Annotated in this window: 14 protein-coding genes; 6 read left to right on the top strand and 8 right to left on the bottom strand. The window is 41.8% G+C overall.

The annotated features are described in order from the left end of the window. Window positions 1-137: 137 nt before the first annotated feature. From RMX69_RS09275 to RMX69_RS09255, 5 genes are all read right to left on the bottom strand, one after another. Window positions 138-1,055, bottom strand: a complete 918-nt coding sequence (locus RMX69_RS09275) for an RluA family pseudouridine synthase (protein WP_289799901.1) — start codon at window positions 1,053-1,055, stop codon at window positions 138-140. Between the two features lie 456 nt (window positions 1,056-1,511). After that, window positions 1,512-1,862: a DUF952 domain-containing protein gene (locus RMX69_RS09270; protein ID WP_322637257.1), complete on the bottom strand. Its 351-nt coding sequence runs from the start codon at window positions 1,860-1,862 to the stop codon at window positions 1,512-1,514. After that, window positions 1,859-2,302: a KGK domain-containing protein gene (locus RMX69_RS09265; RefSeq protein WP_322637256.1), complete on the bottom strand. Its 444-nt coding sequence runs from the start codon at window positions 2,300-2,302 to the stop codon at window positions 1,859-1,861. Before RMX69_RS09265 ends, RMX69_RS09270 begins: the two co-directional genes overlap by 4 nt. A 278-nt stretch (window positions 2,303-2,580) precedes the next feature. Next, entirely contained in the window at window positions 2,581-4,086 is a 1,506-nt protein-coding gene (locus tag RMX69_RS09260; RefSeq protein ID WP_322637343.1) for a thioredoxin-like domain-containing protein, read from the bottom strand. A gap of 460 nt (window positions 4,087-4,546) precedes the next feature. Beyond that, a complete protein-coding gene (locus RMX69_RS09255) occupies window positions 4,547-5,020 on the bottom strand; it encodes a hypothetical protein (RefSeq protein ID WP_289795380.1) in 474 nt (157 codons plus the stop codon). A 377-nt stretch (window positions 5,021-5,397) separates the two neighbouring features. On the opposite strand from RMX69_RS09255, the gene glsA reads away from it, so the two are divergent. After that, on the top strand, window positions 5,398-6,312 hold the full coding sequence (glsA, locus tag RMX69_RS09250; protein ID WP_322637255.1) for a glutaminase A: 915 nt from the start codon (window positions 5,398-5,400) through the stop codon (window positions 6,310-6,312). On the opposite strand, the gene RMX69_RS09245 is transcribed toward glsA, so the two are convergent. After that, the gene (locus RMX69_RS09245; protein WP_322637342.1) at window positions 6,289-7,974 is read right to left on the bottom strand and encodes a hypothetical protein; all 1,686 of its coding nucleotides are present in this window, start codon (window positions 7,972-7,974) and stop codon (window positions 6,289-6,291) included. The two genes, glsA and RMX69_RS09245, sit on opposite strands and share 24 nt — an antisense overlap. Before the next feature lie 539 nt (window positions 7,975-8,513). On the opposite strand from RMX69_RS09245, the gene psaA reads away from it, so the two are divergent. From psaA to RMX69_RS09230, 3 genes are all read left to right on the top strand, one after another. Continuing rightward, window positions 8,514-10,772 carry a photosystem I core protein PsaA gene (gene psaA, locus RMX69_RS09240; protein WP_069070058.1) on the top strand — a complete coding sequence of 753 codons (2,259 nt, stop codon included), beginning with the start codon at window positions 8,514-8,516 and terminating at the stop codon, window positions 10,770-10,772. A 134-nt stretch (window positions 10,773-10,906) separates the two neighbouring features. Continuing rightward, the gene (gene psaB, locus RMX69_RS09235; protein ID WP_069070059.1) at window positions 10,907-13,132 is read left to right on the top strand and encodes a photosystem I core protein PsaB; all 2,226 of its coding nucleotides are present in this window, start codon (window positions 10,907-10,909) and stop codon (window positions 13,130-13,132) included. A 172-nt stretch (window positions 13,133-13,304) separates the two neighbouring features. Next, entirely contained in the window at window positions 13,305-13,775 is a 471-nt protein-coding gene (locus tag RMX69_RS09230) for an REP-associated tyrosine transposase (protein ID WP_322637254.1), read from the top strand. Window positions 13,776-13,859: 84 nt separating this feature from the next. Here RMX69_RS09230 and RMX69_RS09225 read toward each other — a convergent pair whose 3' ends face one another. Further along, window positions 13,860-14,273 (bottom strand): tetratricopeptide repeat protein, encoded by a 414-nt coding sequence (locus RMX69_RS09225; protein WP_322637253.1) that lies wholly within the window; start codon window positions 14,271-14,273, stop codon window positions 13,860-13,862. Window positions 14,274-14,558: 285 nt separating this feature from the next. On the opposite strand from RMX69_RS09225, the gene RMX69_RS09220 reads away from it, so the two are divergent. Further along, on the top strand, window positions 14,559-15,446 hold the full coding sequence (locus tag RMX69_RS09220; RefSeq protein ID WP_322637252.1) for a site-specific DNA-methyltransferase: 888 nt from the start codon (window positions 14,559-14,561) through the stop codon (window positions 15,444-15,446). 97 nt (window positions 15,447-15,543) lie between these two features. Here RMX69_RS09220 and RMX69_RS09215 read toward each other — a convergent pair whose 3' ends face one another. Continuing rightward, window positions 15,544-15,756, bottom strand: a complete 213-nt coding sequence (locus RMX69_RS09215; RefSeq protein ID WP_289795375.1) for a hypothetical protein — start codon at window positions 15,754-15,756, stop codon at window positions 15,544-15,546. A 904-nt stretch (window positions 15,757-16,660) separates the two neighbouring features. On the opposite strand from RMX69_RS09215, the gene RMX69_RS09210 reads away from it, so the two are divergent. Further along, on the top strand, window positions 16,661-17,716 hold the full coding sequence (locus tag RMX69_RS09210; RefSeq protein ID WP_322637251.1) for an SGNH/GDSL hydrolase family protein: 1,056 nt from the start codon (window positions 16,661-16,663) through the stop codon (window positions 17,714-17,716). Window positions 17,717-17,718: the final 2 nt, after the last annotated feature.

Below are 17,718 nucleotides of genomic sequence, written 5' to 3'. Positions count from 1 at the left end.
GGGTTATGTAGGAGTTTTATTTAGATATAACTAAGTGAAACAAACTCTATCCCATGTCTAATGCACGCTAGTTGTTAATGGTTTTTTATCAATACTTGATGTATTTAAAACCGGGTTAGATTCAAGCGTGGATGAGGTTAAAGTGTAGTTCGTCTTTTTAGCATCTCTAAAAGTTTTGTAAAGTGGGCGGGAGGAGTAGCTGTCACCTCAATCAACTCCTCAGATAGGGGATGCTGCAATTTGAGTCGCCAAGCGTGTAGTGCTTGACCAGGCAAATTTACACCCACTGAATGGCCAGAACTATAAACTGGGTCGCCGACAATGGGATGACCAATTTTGCTGCTGTGGACGCGAATTTGATGGGTGCGTCCAGTTTCTAATTGAAAGTGGATTAAGGTGAAGTTACCAAGGCGTTCTAGTACTTTCCAGTGAGTGACGGCGACTCGTCCGCCTTGTTCAACAGGCATAACAGCCATTTTTTTGCGGTCTTGGGGATGGCGACCAATAGGCAAGTCAATAGTGCCACTTTCAGTTTTTGGCGCACCATAAACTACGCCCAAGTATTCTCGTCGTGCAGTTTTTGCTTTCAGTTGTGCTTGTAGATGATGATGGGCAATATCTGTTTTAGCAATCGCGATCGCACCTGTAGTATCCTTATCCAATCTATGGACAATTCCCGGACGTTGGACTCCGCCAATTCCTGGTAAATTGGGACAGTGAGCCAGCAGGGCATTTACTAAAGTACCATCTGGATGACCGGGCGCAGGATGGACAACTAAACCTGCGGGTTTGTTGAGAATAAGTAACTGGTCGTCTTCATATAGGATATCTAAGGGGATATCTTCTGCTTGCAATTCTAAAGGTTGAACTTCTGGGATTTCGAGAGTGATGCGATCGCCTAGCTTGACATTGATCTTCTTAGATGTGCAGACTCGATCGTTAAGTTGGACGTTACCCTGTTCGATTAACTGTTGGATGCGAGAACGAGATAAATCTGGTAATTCTTGGGAAAGGTAACGGTCGAGGCGATCGCTTTTGGTGTTGACGCAGTGTATCGTACTCTTAAGGGGAAGCAAGCTAGGTAAAGCATCCTCCAGTGGAGTTGACAAGCGATCGCTATTTTCTTGGATTTGTAAATTAAATTCGGTCACAATTGCTCTAGATTAATTCCCGTTCTTTAAGTAAAGCGCGAAATACTTTAAAAGGGCGTTATAAATCACGTCTACCAAGGCAAAACCTTGATTTTACCTTAGAGGTTGTTTGAAAAGTTTGAAAAGTCTAAATTATTACTTGCCCTACACAAGCAAAGTCCGTCTGCGCGGACTAACACAAAATCAAGCTTCTTAACCCACGTAGGTGGGTTTCGTCTGTGTAGTCGCGATTTCCAATCGCCCAAAACTTTTCAAACATCCTCTTAGCGAACGAGAATTAAATTTGAGATGTAGCAAATGCTCTAACCAAAAAGCGTCTCCTCCTCTCCTTCTCCGTGTCCTCTGCGCCTCTGCGGTTCGTTATTCTAAATCTATAACTTCTTGCGGCAACTCAAATAAACCATCTTCCCCAGCTTCAAAATCAATCACCTGATACACAGCATCAATATTTAACTCACCATAAATGTGAGGAAATAATTCTACTATTTCAGCAGGTTCATAGCGAATTTCAGCTTGGACTTTTTCAGAATCAATCAAAAGTAGTACCAATTCTTTTTGATTATCAAAAAATCTCTTTGCAACCTTGAGTATTTGCGTAGATTTTGAACAATGTATAAAACCTTCACTGTCTAACGAATCAGCGCGATATGTGCCAAGATTTTTTGCTTGTTCCCATTGTTGACGTTTGGTAATATGGAGAATGGTGTTCATGTCGCTTGTATCATTTTACGAATATCATCTAAAGGCGATTCAGGTTCATTAGGATTATCAGGATAAAATTCTAACACTACAGTAATATTTAGGTTGCCATGTTCCCTCTTCATGAATGGAGAAATAATTTCTGTATATGCTTTTATTCTAAGTTTTCCTGATTGCCAGCCTGTAGAGCCAACTCTGAAAACTTGACAGTTTATGCCTTCGGTAGAAGATTGCCATGTAATATCTTCAACTTGAAAATTGACTTCGTTTATACACAGTCTTTTAAAAAGTCCTGAAACTGAAAAATCAACATGATTTTCCCTTAATGGTGTACGAAATTTATGACTAAAATTTTCAGATATCAATTCTTTGAATCTGCTAACGATATATGTATCTTTATTAAATAACAAAACATCAGCATCAAAGTCTAATAGTTGGCATATCTTGTTCATATTAATCCTAGTAGTTAATGTAAATTAGGAATTGTCAGCATGATAGTTTAAAGTAATCAACTATTTTAATCGGTAATTATTAACATCAATTCAGTGATAGTACTGATATTCAAGCTGCTCAAGATAGTTTAGCAATCCTAAATAAGTTACGAACAAAAAGATCCCCGACTTCTTTAAGAAGTCGGGAATCTGAGTCTCTGGAGTTTGCAAATCAAATAGGATTGCTATTAATTATAATGCGGCTGTAAATTTTGACTGGCTTGGCTTCTTCAATAAAATTACGGAATACAAACATCTGGCGCACATAAACCAGGAAATTGAAGAGTTGTCACCTTAAAAGTATCCAAATCTACACAACGAATAGCATGGTTATTAGTATCAGCAATATATAAAAAAGAACTCAAAGCACTCAATCCCGAAGGTTCAAAAAAGCGGCTATTTTTACTTTGACCATTTTGTAAACCAGCAAAACCATCTCCCAAAACTGTTTGACAATTCCCACTAGGACTAACTAATTTAATTTTATGGTTATAAGTATCTGCTACCCACAAAAAATTCTGCGCGTATTCCACTCCTAAACAGTGTTGTAAACGGACATCTTCACCTTGTCCATCAACATCGCCAAAACCAAATAAACCGCCACTACCGCAAACAGTTCTTACTTGATACGGTTCGACAATTCCAATACCACGAATTGAACTAACTTCACTGTCAGCAATATATAATTCTTGCCCATTATTAGTAATACCACTAGGTTGAGCAAAGGCAGATTCGGTAAGTGAACCATCAATACACGCTTCTGCACCAGTACCAGCATAAGTTTTGATAATGCCAGTTTCTAAATCCATTTCCCAAATTTGATGCGGCCCAGCCATTGCAATAAATAGAGTATTTCCTACTTTCACTAAATCCCAAGGGGAATTCAGCGCGGTTTCTAAAGCAGCACCGCCATGAGGATGAATATTGCGGCTTTGTTCACCAATTCCCGCAATAGTTTTGACTACTTGGCGCTTTAAATCAACTCGCCGTAGCGCATGATTTTCTGTATCAGCAACGTAAAGAATCTGATTTTCGGCATCATAAGCCATTCCTTGCGGTGCAAAGAATTGCGCTTCGTTAAAAGCACCATCGGTTAAGCCAGATTGTCCAGTCCCAATTAATTGTAAAATTTCCCCATCAAAGCTACTCATAACTAGGCGGTGATGTCCAGAGTCAGCGATGAATAAACCTGCTTGAGTAGCTAGAACTTTACCAGGAAAAGCTAAAGGTGTGATTAATGGTTGGCGCTGTTTTTCTAAAGTTAAACTTATTTCTTGGAAATTAATTGTGCCTTTGTTTTGGTGTTGCTGAATTAACTTTTGAATCAACTCGTCTAAAGTATCACGGTTTCCTTCACCAGAAATCTGGCCAATCACGTAACCTTCTGGATCGATAATTATTAACGTAGGCCAAGCACGCACAGCATACTCTTCCCAAATCCGAAAACCTTTGTCAACTACAACTGGATGTTCAATGTCATAGCGCAGAATAGCTTGGCGAATATTTTCTGTTTCTTTTTCATTTTCAAATTTGGCAGAGTGAACGCCGATAATAGTAAGGCTATCTTTATATTTTTGTTCTAAATATTTCAGGTTTGGCAGAATATGCAGACAATTAATGCAGCAGTATGTCCAAAAGTCTAAAATTACGACTCTACCCTTAAGTTGTTTAAGAGACAATGGTTTATCGGTATTGAGCCAAAAATAATTTCGCGGTAATTCTGGCGCTCTGACACGGGGAATCATACTAATTGGTAATTCGTAATTAAGCTCGACTTTATCCATTTTCTAGCAACGCGATACTCCTACAGAGTCGTTGCACTAATGCTAATGCTAAAACCTATATGGGGTATTATTTTTACTTTTTAGTAGGACTTATGCACGAGTCACGGAATAACGAACCATAGAGGCACAGAGAGAGGGCACGGAGAAACAGAGTTTGAGAGATAATTTGTGTAAGTCCTATTTAGATTTCACCGTGAATTCAGTGACATCGAAAAAGTTTTTGCTAAAAAGTTAGGGTTTTTTCTCTATTAAGGAGAACTAAGTTCTTAATTTTGAATAAAGTCGAGTTAAAAAATGTTTGAAAAGTCTCAAAGTATACCATAAACACCACTTCCACTCCTCTCAAAGCATCGAGGAGATGCCGCAGGCGGTGGGGTTATTTCTATGCAGCTTCATAAATAAATGGTATAAACAAGGCAGCTTATCTGTTGGTATTTGTTGCCCATACAGGAATATTATCACCTCTATAAATTACCAAGTTTCCATCATTTTGAACTTCGAGACGACAATTAGAACCAAGCCCACCTGTATTACTTGCCCACACAGGGTTTCGACTATAATTATAACTGACTAAATTGCAGTCGGTTTGCATTATGGTGTAGTAAACTGATGTGTCAATAACGTTTGATGCCCACAGACGAGTGTTGTAAGCATAAAGAACAAAGTTTCCATCAGATTGCTGGATAGCTTTATATACCCCATTAGGTGAAATCAAGTATTGATTAGTGGCAGCGAATAAGTATTCGCCTGTATAAAGTACAGATGTAAGAGATGTAAGGATAGATAGATCAATATCCGCTAGAGCCTTGTTTTGTTGAATTAGCAACGTAGCTTGTGATGAAATTGCAAATGCTGTTGTTAAACCTAGAATTTTAGACAGTTTAGATAAATTCACAAACCTACCTCCAATACAGTTCTGTTGTTTAGAAACAATGCTGAGGTGTGATAAGTAGTACTGTAAAATTAAGTCCGGGGGTTCCCGACCTGGTGAGGTACGTTTTTAAAGCTGCTTATTTTGTTAGAAAAGATTTAGATGTACCTCAGTTACTTAGGAAACGCTATATACATTTGTCATTGTGAATAAAGCGAAGCAAAATGAGGCAATTCTGTTATGTTTGGAATTGTTTCTCTACGAGACGTTACATTTCATGCCGCTTGCAATGACAGAAATAATTTAATTTTGCGTAACCACTTAGGGGTAAATTCAGCCATTAATATCAGACTATACTGTTAGTTGCCGTTTAAAAAATAAATTGTTAAAAAGTTTACACTTTGAAAGGACTTGAAAAACTAACTACTACGAAGTTATCAGCCTGGGTGCAGTTAGCTCAAACCCAAGTTGAACGAGGACAAGTTGCCGATCGCATTCCGCAATTAGCTAAAGCCGATCCTGCTTGGTTTGCAGTTCATATCTGTCTTAAATCGGGTGAAAGTATCAGTTTTGGGGATATAGCTTCTATTTTCCCGCTAATGAGCGTGATTAAGACATTTTCTCTCCTTTATCTGCTGGAACATTTTGGAGCAGAAACGGTTTTTAAGTGGGTTGGGGTGGAACCATCGGATGCACCCTTCAATTCTTTAGAACAATTAGTTAGCGATCGCGCCCACCCTCGCAACCCTATGATTAATAGTGGGGCAATCACTCTCGCTGATAAGTTACCAGGAAAGGACGCAAATCAACGCACTCTTTTATTTTGTCAATGGCTCAACCAATTAGCAGGTTGCCAATTAAGCTTAGATGAGGTAATGCTGGCTTCAGTGCGATTAACCCGCTCAACAGCTAATGAAGCGATCGCAAACTATCTCGCTGAAGCTGGACATCTAGAAAATATTGAAACAGCGCTTGATACCTACGAGCAAATATGCTGCATATCTGGGCGAGTTGAAGATTTAGCTTTGTTGGGAAAACTGCTAGCTTGTGAAAATAACTTTTTAAAATCACAAAACCGCCTAATTGTCAATGCTGTGATGTTAACTTGTGGATTGTACGAAGCTTCTGCCAAGTTTGCAGTCAGAATTGGTCTACCAATGAAATCAGGGATTGGTGGTGGACTGGTAGCAATAGTACCAGGAGAGGGAGCGATCGCTTGCTACAGTCCTGGGTTGGATGATATCGGAAATCCTGTAGGTGCGATCGCATTTGTTGAGGCTTTAGCGCAAGAGTTACAGTTGAGTATTTTTGGTTAACTCTGGTTTTTCTGTTTCGGGAGCGCTTATTTTAGGTAACGGCGTTGATTCAGGAGTCGGCGTTACCTCTGGCTGTGGTTCTGGTGCTGGAGACTCGATAATCTCTGGCAGCGTGGGTGGCAAACTGGGAGATGGCGCAACTGTTACTTGTGGAGTTGGTGTCTTGCCGGTTTGACGGTTGAAAAATCCCCCAAATCTAGATTTTTTTGGCTGAGGCGCAACTTTTTCAGGTAGCGGCGTAGATTCAGGAGTCGGCGTTACCTCTGGCTGTGGTTCTGGTGTTGGCGTAATTATTTCTGGTACTGGAGACTCGATAATCTCTGGCAGCGTGGGTGGCAAACTAGGAGATGGTGCAACAGTTGTTTGTGGTGTGGGAACTTTACCAGCCCCACGATTAAAAAATCCGCCAAATCTAGGTTTTGTTGGTTGAGGGATAACTTTTTCAGGTAACGGCGTTGATTCAGGAGTCGGCGTTACCTCTGGCTGTGGTTCTGGTATCGGAGACTCAATGATTTCTGATGGTGTCGGGGATAAGGTGGGAGATGGTACAGCCGTTGGAACTTCCAATTCTGGTTGTTCTGGCTGTGTTTTAGATTCTTTGGGAACTTCAGTTTCAGGAATGGGCTGTTTTTCTAGCTTCGGTTGTATTTGGGGTGTTTTTTCAACAGAAGGGGTAGGTGTGGGTTTAGGTACAAGTTTATAATTCGGATCTACAATGCCCCGAACCTCATCTGCTGTGAGTTCTCCTCTCACGATTTTTGATAAAGTGTCTTTACCCTTTGGCTGGTAGTCAATCAACCGGACTGTAGTATTAAAGGCATTTTTGAGAGGATTTCCCTGATTATCGAGAAATTCTAACTTTATCCAGTTTTTACCAGTTTGGAAACCTTTAAGATAAACAGCTTGCCAGCGATCGAAAATAAAACTTTCACCATTAATTGTGACGCGGATACGCCAATCACTAAATCCGTCGTTAGCGTTTTCCTTCTCAATCAGATGTAGGGGAGCGTTAGTTAGATAAAAGTCCAGTAATATTGGCTCTGCCCCATAGGTGCTTTGAGGACGGCTGTAAGTTAGCAGGGGTAATTTAGAATCTGGGGTGTTGTCGTCGGTTTTGGTGAAGACGTGAAATGTTGTTTGGGCATAAGCACCTTCATTCTTAAAGCTTTCATGCCAAGGACGAGAGGCAAAGACGCGCAGGGTATGAGTACCTGGAGACAAGTCAGGCAAAACCAAAGGCTGATTCAGGTCGTAAACAGGTATATAAGGTTGATTATCCAGAATTACGTGTAAATGTGGCCCCAATTGTAATTGTGGGTCTTTAAATATTGGTAGATCCCTAACTTGAAAACTGGCTGTAATTTTATCATCTTGAAAAACTTCATCAGATTTTGGAGTAACAATTGTCACTTGTGGCTGATAAACTTCCAAAATTGTCCGCAGTTCTTGAATAACAGATGGTGGGGAAACTTCCGAAAATTGCTTTGAAATTTGAGAAATCTGTGGAGAGTTTTCTCTATAGCTATTAGATACTTCCTGGCTAGCGACTTTCTCGCCGCAACTGGTCAAGCTTAATACCAGCAACAATGTCATTATCCACCTAAGAATCGGGAACCTCTCAGGGACGAGCTTCTCTAACACCCTTTTCTGCCACGAGTTCATGCGTTGCACCCAGTGATAGTCTTCGACAATTGACAGATTATTTTCGCTCAAACTGTCCATCTGGAACTATAGCCCAAAAGGTGAAATCCACCTCACATCGCCTAAGTTTTCCTGTGTCTATTTCAGTAGATTTTAAAATAAGTCATACTTTTTACAGCTTTTTACTTACAACAATGGAAAGATGACACAAATGTTCATGAGTAATAGTAGTAAAAGCTGGAACGCCCAACACATACAGCAAAACCATAAAACTTACCAATTGTTATTCTTTGTAAATTAAAATGGTTAATCTATTGACTTTTAGACAAATAGTTTGACGTTAAAAGGCAGATAAGGCGGGAATTCCAGCAATATTCCACCAAGTTTGAATTATTGTTAAAATATCTCCAACAAAGTGCAGGTGAAGACTCTATAATTCAACGAGAAACAACTCTCCACATAGGGTCTTCATCGCGGCTTCAGTAAAATTCTGAGTATCCGGTAATGGTTCACTTTGTGGTATTCATGATTCCTCATTCCTTATCAAGAGAGGAGGTCAAATGACAATAAGTCCTCCGGAGCGAGAGGAAAAAAAGGCAAGAGTAATCGTTGATAATGACCCAGTTCCAACCTCATTTGAGGCATGGGCAAAACCTGGACATTTTGACAGATCCTTAGCCAGAGGTCCCAAAACCACCACATGGATTTGGAACCTGCACGCACTCGCCCATGATTTTGATACACATACAAGCGATTTAGAAGACATATCCCGCAAGATATTCTCAGCCCACTTCGGCCACTTAGCCGTAGTGATGGTTTGGTTGAGCGGGATGATTTTCCACGGCGCGAAGTTTTCTAACTACGAAGCTTGGTTAAGCGACCCATTGAACGTTAAACCAAGTGCCCAAGTTGTTTGGCCCATTGTCGGGCAAGACATTTTAAACGGTGATGTTGGCGGTGGTTTCCACGGTATTCAAATCACCTCCGGTTTGTTCCAAGTATGGCGTGGCTGGGGGATTACAAACTCCTTCCAGCTTTACTGCACAGCGATCGGTGGATTGGTATTAGCAGGCTTGTTCCTATTTGCCGGCTGGTTCCACTACCACAAACGCGCTCCCAAACTGGAATGGTTCCAGAATGTGGAGTCGATGCTGAATCACCACTTGCAAGTACTGCTAGGTTGTGGTTCCTTGGGATGGGCAGGTCACTTAATCCACGTGTCCAATCCGACCAACAAGCTTTTGGATGCAGGTGTTGCTCTTAAAGACATCCCCTTGCCCCACGAGTTCATCTTGAACAAAGACTTGTTGACCGAGTTGTATCCCAGCTTTGCTGCTGGTTTAGCACCTTTCTTCACCTTGAACTGGGGTCAGTATGCTGACATCCTGACCTTCAAGGGCGGTCTGAACCCGGTAACAGGTGGCTTGTGGATGACTGACATTGCTCATCACCATTTAGCGATCGCAGTTCTCTTTATCGTTGCTGGACATCAGTACCGTACCAACTGGGGTATTGGTCACAGCATTAAAGAGATCCTCGAAAACCACAAAGGCCCTTTCACCGGCGAAGGTCACAAAGGTCTCTACGAAAACCTGACCACATCTTGGCACGCTCAGTTGGCTACTAACCTAGCCTTCTTGGGTTCGCTGACCATCATCATCGCGCATCACATGTACGCGATGCCCCCCTATCCATATTTGGCAACTGATTACGCTACACAGTTGTGCATATTCACTCACCATATTTGGATTGGTGGCTTCTTGATTGTTGGTGGAGCGGCTCACGCTGCGATCTTCATGGTGCGGGATTACGATCCAGTTGTGAATCAAAACAACTTGCTGGATCGGGTGATTCGTCACCGTGACGCGATTATTTCTCACCTGAACTGGGTGTGTATTTTCCTTGGCTTCCATAGCTTTGGACTTTACATCCACAACGACACAATGCGTGCATTGGGTCGTCCTCAAGACTTGTTCTCTGATACAGGGATTCAATTGCAGCCAGTATTTGCCCAGTGGATACAAGGTATCCACGCCTTGGCTCCTGGTACAACTGCACCTAATGCCCTAGAACCAGTTAGCTATGTCTTTGGCGGCGGTGTCTTGGCTGTTGGCGGTAAAGTGGCAGCTGCACCCATTGTTTTGGGCACAGCGGACTTCCTAATTCACCACATTCACGCTTTCACCATTCACGTCACCGTCCTAATTCTGCTCAAAGGTGTACTGTACGCCCGTAGCTCTCGTCTGATTCCAGACAAGGCAAACTTGGGCTTCCGCTTCCCTTGCGACGGCCCCGGTCGTGGCGGTACCTGTCAAGTCTCTGGTTGGGATCACGTATTCCTCGGACTTTTCTGGATGTACAACTCCCTGTCTATTGTAATTTTCCACTTCAGCTGGAAGATGCAATCAGATGTTTGGGGAACCGTAGATGCAGATGGGACAGTAACTCACATCACTGGTGGTAACTTCGCCCAAAGCGCCATTACCATCAACGGTTGGTTACGAGACTTCTTGTGGGCACAAGCTACACAAGTCATCAATTCCTATGGCAGCGCGCTATCTGCCTATGGTCTACTCTTCTTAGGCGCTCACTTTGTCTGGGCATTCAGCTTGATGTTCCTGTTCAGTGGTCGCGGCTACTGGCAAGAACTGATTGAGTCCATTGTTTGGGCGCATAACAAACTGAAGGTAGCACCAGCAATTCAGCCTCGCGCTCTGAGCATTATTCAGGGTCGGGCTGTAGGGGTAGCTCACTACCTCTTGGGAGGAATTGCCACAACCTGGGCATTCTTCCATGCACACATCCTTTCAGTAGGGTAGCAATCAGTTGTGGAGTGCTGAGTGCTGAGTGCTGAGTGCTGAGAAAATACTCAAAACTCAGAACTCAGGACTCAAAACTCAGGACTCAAAACGCTGGTATTTGATGGCTAAAGGTCAGAGGATTTATTAAACCTATGGCGACAAAATTTCCGAAATTTAGCCAGGATCTCGCACAGGATCCGACGACTCGTCGGATATGGTATGCGATCGCTACAGGCAACGATTTTGAAACCCATGATGGCATGACGGAAGAAAATCTTTACCAAAAGATTTTCGCAACTCACTTCGGTCACTTGGCAATCATCTTCCTGTGGGCATCCAGCCTCCTGTTCCACGTGGCCTGGCAAGGTAACTTTGAACAGTGGATTAAAGATCCCCTTCACATCCGTCCCATCGCCCATGCGATTTGGGACCCCCACTTTGGTAAACCAGCGATCGAAGCTTTTACCCAAGCGGGCGCTAGCAATCCGGTAAACATTACCTACTCTGGTCTCTACCATTGGTGGTACACCATCGGTATGCGGAATAACGGCGAACTGTACAACGGTTCAGTGTTCTTGCTATTATTCGCTGCTGTATTACTGTTTGCTGGTTGGCTGCACTTGCAACCCAAGTACCGTCCTAGCTTGGCATGGTTTAAGAGCGCTGAACATCGCCTAAACCACCACTTAGCAGGTTTGTTTGGTGTTAGTTCATTGGCTTGGGCTGGTCACTTAATTCACGTTGCTGTCCCCGAAGCTCGCGGTCAGCACGTAGGTTGGGATAACTTCCTGAATACCCCACCCCATCCAGCCGGTTTGACACCATTCTTTACAGGCAACTGGGGTGTTTACTCTCAAAACCCTGACACTCCTGGACATATCTTCGGGACATCGCAAGGTGCAGGAACTGCAATTCTGAGTTTCTTGGGTGGTTTCCATCCCCAGACAGAAGCTTTGTGGCTGACTGACATCGCTCATCACCACCTAGCGATCGCAGTTTTATTCATCGTTGCTGGTCACATGTACCGGACAAACTTTGGGATTGGTCACAGTCTCAAAGAAGCATTAAATGCCAAGAGTTTCTTTGGTATTCCTGTTGAAGGCCCGTTCAACCTACCTCACCAAGGTATCTACGACACCTACAACAACTCCCTGCACTTCCAATTGGGATGGCACTTAGCAGCGCTAGGTGTTGTTACTTCCCTGGTAGCGCAGCACATGTACTCCATGCCTTCCTACGCATTTATTGCGAAGGACTACACAACTCAGGCAGCGTTGTACACGCATCACCAGTATATTGCTGGATTCCTGATGCTTGGTGCTTTTGCTCACGGAGCAATCTTCTGGGTACGTGACTACGATCCAGAACAAAATAAAGGCAACGTACTTGACCGCGTGCTGAAGCACAAAGAAGCGATTATTTCCCACCTTAGCTGGGTATCCCTTTTCTTGGGCTTCCACACCCTTGGTTTGTACGTACACAATGACGTAGTAGTTGCTTTCGGCACTCCTGAAAAGCAAATCTTGATTGAGCCAGTATTTGCTCAATTCGTCCAAGCTGCTAACGGTAAAGTACTGTACGGTTTAGATGCTTTGCTATCTAACCCCGATAGTATTGCTTACACAGCATGGCCTAACTACGCTAACGTTTGGCTTCCAGGTTGGTTAGATGCCATCAATGCTGGTACTAACTCCCTGTTCTTGACAATTGGCCCTGGCGACTTCTTGGTTCACCATGCGATCGCTCTAGGTCTGCACACCACCACGTTGATCTTGGTCAAAGGTGCTTTGGATGCCCGTGGTTCTAAGCTGATGCCCGATAAAAAGGACTTCGGCTATGCCTTCCCTTGTGACGGCCCCGGTCGTGGCGGTACTTGCGACATCTCAGCATGGGATTCCTTCTACCTCGCTACATTCTGGATGCTCAACACCATTGGTTGGTTGACCTTCTACTGGCATTGGAAACATCTAGGTATTTGGCAAGGCAACGTAGCTCAGTTCAATGAGAACTCTACATATCTCATGGGCTGGTTCCGCGATTACCTCTGGGCTAACTCTGCTCAGTTGATTAACGGTTACAACCCCTACGGCGTGAATAACCTGTCTGTCTGGGCTTGGATGTTCCTATTTGGACACCTAGTTTGGGCTACTGGCTTCATGTTCTTAATCTCCTGGAGAGGTTACTGGCAAGAGTTGATTGAAACCCTTGTTTGGGCACACGAACGCACTCCTCTAGCTAACCTAGTTCGCTGGAAAGACAAGCCCGTTGCTCTGTCCATTGTTCAAGCTCGTGTAGTTGGTCTAGCTCACTTCACTGTTGGCTACGTCGTAACTTACGCAGCATTCTTGATTGCTTCTACTGCTGGTAAGTTCGGTTAATTTCGGCTGCTAGTTTTGTAGATAAGTAATTTAAATCCCCTGCCGCAAGGTGGGGGATTTTTTTTTGGGTTTTAGGTGGGGAGGATGGGAAAAATAGAGAAGGGGCGGGCAAGATGCCCACCCCACAAGAAAGAAAAGTTGCAGAAAAATTACAAATAGTTTTGTATTCTGAATGCAAGAGCCAAAGTTGAAAATTTTTCGGAGAAGATTACCTCATTGGGAGTTAGATGGGGCGGTTTATTTCATTACCTTTAATACTTGGGAAAAGTTAGAACTTACCCTAGAAGCTAGAGAAATAGTTTTTAATTCTTGCTTGTTTTTTGATAAAAATAGATATCGTATATTTGTCCTTGTAGTAATGACAAATCATGTGCATCTGCTTATTCAACCTTTACTCAAATCGGAAAAGGAGTTTTGGTCATTGAGTAGCATTATGAAAAGTATTAAAGGTTATAGTGCTAAACAAATTCCCAAAGTGATGAAACATATAGGAACAGTTTGGCAAGATGAAAGATATGACCGTATTGTTAGGAATGACCAAGAGTTTCAACAATATTGGGAATATATCAGAGAAAATCCTGTAAAAGCAGGACTATCATCAAGCCCAGAAAATTACCCCTTCTTTTGGCAACTCCCTGAATAATCTCACTTATCACATTCTCTCTTCTCTTGTGGGGTGGGCATCTTGCCCGCCCCTTTGTAGCCTTAAGTGCCAGTCTAGAATTGACTATTGAATCAATTTAATTCTCTCTATTGTCTCTAAATATTTTTTTGTATCCCCTTGTTGTAAATAAAGGTTAGCAGCTTGCTGCCAATCTTTAATTGCAGCTTGCTTATCTCCTAAGTCATAGCGGAGAAAAGCTCGATTATTGTAGGTAGTAGCATTTTTTGCGTTTAACTGAATCGCTTTATCAATGTATAACTGTGGATTTTTAGAATCTAGCTTAATAGCTGTGTTAAGGTCGTCTAAAGCTGATTTGTAATTTCCAGAAGCCCTGTGAGCGTTACTTGACTTAATATACTTTGATGGAGAAGTAAAATTAGTATAGTTAAACCAGATTATACTCACTCCTATAATTGCTGCACCTATATAAGGTATTAAAGAATATTTAGACTTGTGATTATCTAAGTTGCTTGTCATATAAATCACACCGATTTCTTGATTGAATAGAATTTTTTCTGAGAGTAAAAATTTTTTGTAGCATTGTCGGTATTATACTAATGTGATGTACCAAATTTTTGATATTATGCTGATATAAATACTGGCTACCCCTGACTTGACATTATATGCCGGATAATCTTGATGCTTTTATGGGGTAGGCATCTTGTCAATAACCAAGGGCGGGCAGGATGCCCACCCCACAAGAGATTATTGGATACTATTTTTGATTTGGAAGTCCCCAAAGCCGGGATAATTTTATAACTCTTGAACTTACAACAAATAAATTTAAAATCATATTACACCCAAAATCACGGCGCAATATATCTAGGTGATAGCCTAGAACTAATTAAGTCTATTGAAAACAACAGTATTAATCTCATCCTCACCTCACCTCCATTTGCACTGACCCGCAAAAAAGAATACGGTAATGAAACCGCTGAAAAATATATTGAGTGGTTTCTACCTTTTGCTTATGAATTTAAAAGAGTCCTGGCAGATAATGGCTCATTCGTATTAGATTTAGGCGGCGCTTACCTACCAGGTAATCCCGTGCGGAGTATCTACCAATACGAACTTTTAGTGAGGTTATGCAAAGAAGTAGGTTTCTTTCTTGCTCAAGAATTTTACCACTATAATCCGGCTCGACTGCCAACCCCTGCTGAGTGGGTGACAATCAGACGAATTCGCGTTAAAGATTCAGTCAATACAGTTTGGTGGTTGTCTAAAACCCCGCATCCTAAAGCAGATAACAGAAAAGTTTTAAAGCCTTATAGCCAAAGTATGAAACAATTACTCAAAAATGGTTATAAGGCAAAAATACGTCCTAGCGGACATGATATTTCTGATAAATTTCAAAAGGATAATCAGGGGGCAATTCCGCCAAATTTGCTAGAAATTGCGAATACTGAATCGAATAGCGCTTATTTACGACGCTGCAAAACAGCAGAAATTAGACCCCATCCAGCACGTTTTCCGCAAGGTTTCGCCGAGTTTTTCATCAAATTCTTAACTGATGAAGGTGATAGGGTATTAGATCCATTTGCAGGTTCTAATACAACCGGCTTTGTTGCTGAAACTCTGCAACGTCGATGGATTTCTTTTGAAATTAATGAAAATTATGTAATGGGAAGTCGTTACCGATTTAGCCAATAACCAAATTAAGTAAAGAGTCAGGAGTGAGAAGTTAAAATTGATAACCCTTCGGCAGGCTCAGGGCATCGCTTATAACTCTTAACTCATAGCTACTCAATTAAATGTCCCCATTCACCTGCATTTGATGAACTTGATCGGCTAGCTCTTGACGACCTCGGTCATCTAGTTTATCAATAGCTAACATCCCCATGAGAATAACTTCTTTCAGGGTCAAACGTGTCGAATGTGCCTGTTTTTGCACAATCTCTTTAATAATGGGACTGACACCAATCGCTGTACTAGCTCTTGCCACAGAAGAAAAGGAAAACACTAATGATTAAGCCTAAATCTTAGCACTTTCAATGAGGTTATTTTCTAGAGTGAAAACTTAATTTAAATGTGTTTCAACTCATACTTCAATGAGTAAACATAAATTTTAAATTATGTATAATGAGTTCTCAAATTTTCAGTATGGCAAACGTCGTACTTGCTCATTGAAGACATATCATCGTATGATATCAATATTCTCAACAGTTATAATTTTGCCTATTTCTCCAAAATTTCCACCAAGTCCTCAATTGTAAAATTAAAGGCATGAGCTAATTTGTATATAAATGTAAAGTCAACTGTTGCCATTTTACGACGACACTCATAACTTATAACTGGGCTGCAAATTATCCCAGAACGGTCAGAAAAGAAAGTTCTTTGCTTGACCATCATTTTACTTGTGCTAGTTCTCCAATCGTTAATCTGAACTAATCACATCTTTTAAACTGGTGCATTTGCACTGCTTAATTTCACATTATAAAGTGAAAAATGTAGACGTGTTCGCGTAGTGTCTTGTAGAGAAACGGCTTGTCGATCAATTGTCGCGATCGCGACAATTGACTAAAATCTAGAAACCTAAAATCTAATGTCCTGAGATCCTCAAAATCACTCACTAATCGCCTAGTTTGCAAACACTTGCAATATTTGTGCAAACTGAGTTATGAAAAGTAGTCGGCTGAAGAAAACAGTGCCCTCAGTAGAAGTATTCGCATAAACGAGACTTGTATACCACCGGGAAAACCGTACTTTAAAGAGATCGTAAATTGTCAGATATAATCTCATGAACACGCTTTACAGAACTATACAGCGTAAATAAGAATAATAACTTAACCGAAGTAAAATTTTCCTGAATACAGCCAATTAATGCCGTCATAAGGAAAAGCAGTGAGTAGAGGAGAGAGAAAGCGATGAGGGACCCTTATCTGTTGGCAGCAGGCTTGTTAACAGGATTAGCAATACCAGCATCGGCTCTTCCACATCTGTCAATTGTCCTGCCAGAAAGTTCTAGATTCCTGTGGGATTTAAAACAAGGTTCACAGACAATAGTCAGTACAAAAATTATCAAGAGCGTTGATCTCTCCTTACCCGAACTCAGCGGCCAAGCGTTCCAACCCCTAAAAAGTTCGCAGCCAATAGTAAGTGAGAAAAACGTCCCTAGCGTACCAGAATTCAGCAGTCAGGGATTACCAGTATCAACAGAGTCATCACTCAACCCCAGCACCCAAGCAACAAGCCTCTTATTGACATCTGGAAATCAACTTTACTACCAAAGATTGGCAGCTCTGAAAACAGGTCAGATTTATACACGCGTAAATAGTGATAATTTGCAATCATTGTGGGAGTCGATCAAGAAACGTCAGCTAACTTATGATGACTGGAAAAGTTTATTAACTTTAGAAGCAAGAGCGATCGCTCAAGGTCAAGGTGCCAATCATCTAAGTATTTTAGTTGGTGATTCTTTGAGCATGTGGTTTCCCAGAGAAAAACTGCCTGCTGGTAAATTGTGGCTGAATCAAGGCATATCTGGAGATACTTCTACTGGCGTTTTAAAAAGATTGGGGGCATTTTCAGCAACGCGCCCAGATGTTATTTACCTCATGGCTGGGATTAACGACCTACGAAAAGGCGCTAGTGATGACACAATTTTGCATAATTATCGCCGGATTGTCCGGCGTTTACGCCAGACTCATCCCAAAGCTCAAATCATTGTCCAATCAATATTGCCTACTCGTCTACCAAAAATTTCTAATAGCCGTATTCGTCATCTCAACATCCAACTAACCGTGATTGCTAAACAAGAAGGCGCTAATTATCTCAATATTTATAGCTGGTTTACGGATATGGAAGGTAATTTGCGCCCAGAATTAACCACAGATGGGTTGCACCTGTCTCAAGAGGGATATGATGTGTGGCGAACGGCACTACAGCAGATAGAATACACACTCACTCAGCGTGAGAATTGAGC

This window comes from Nostoc sp. EspVER01 (assembly GCF_034530635.1).
Taxonomy (GTDB): domain Bacteria; phylum Cyanobacteriota; class Cyanobacteriia; order Cyanobacteriales; family Nostocaceae; genus Nostoc.
This window is presented reverse-complemented; position numbering and strand designations above follow the sequence as displayed.

Bases quoted from the DNA above. Each gene is read 5' to 3' on its own strand.
- RMX69_RS09270 (WP_322637257.1), bottom strand. From the start codon at position 1,862: ATGAACACCATTCTCCATATTACCAAACGTCAACAATGGGAACAAGCA.
- RMX69_RS09265 (WP_322637256.1), bottom strand. From the start codon at position 2,302: ATGAACAAGATATGCCAACTATTAGACTTTGATGCTGATGTTTTGTTA.
- RMX69_RS09260 (WP_322637343.1), bottom strand. From the start codon at position 4,086: ATGATTCCCCGTGTCAGAGCGCCAGAATTACCGCGAAATTATTTTTGG.
- RMX69_RS09245 (WP_322637342.1), bottom strand. From the start codon at position 7,974: ATGAACTCGTGGCAGAAAAGGGTGTTAGAGAAGCTCGTCCCTGAGAGG.
- psaA (WP_069070058.1), top strand. From the start codon at position 8,514: ATGACAATAAGTCCTCCGGAGCGAGAGGAAAAAAAGGCAAGAGTAATC.
- psaB (WP_069070059.1), top strand. From the start codon at position 10,907: ATGGCGACAAAATTTCCGAAATTTAGCCAGGATCTCGCACAGGATCCG.
- RMX69_RS09230 (WP_322637254.1), top strand. From the start codon at position 13,305: ATGCAAGAGCCAAAGTTGAAAATTTTTCGGAGAAGATTACCTCATTGG.
- RMX69_RS09225 (WP_322637253.1), bottom strand. From the start codon at position 14,273: ATGACAAGCAACTTAGATAATCACAAGTCTAAATATTCTTTAATACCT.
- RMX69_RS09210 (WP_322637251.1), top strand. From the start codon at position 16,661: ATGAGGGACCCTTATCTGTTGGCAGCAGGCTTGTTAACAGGATTAGCA.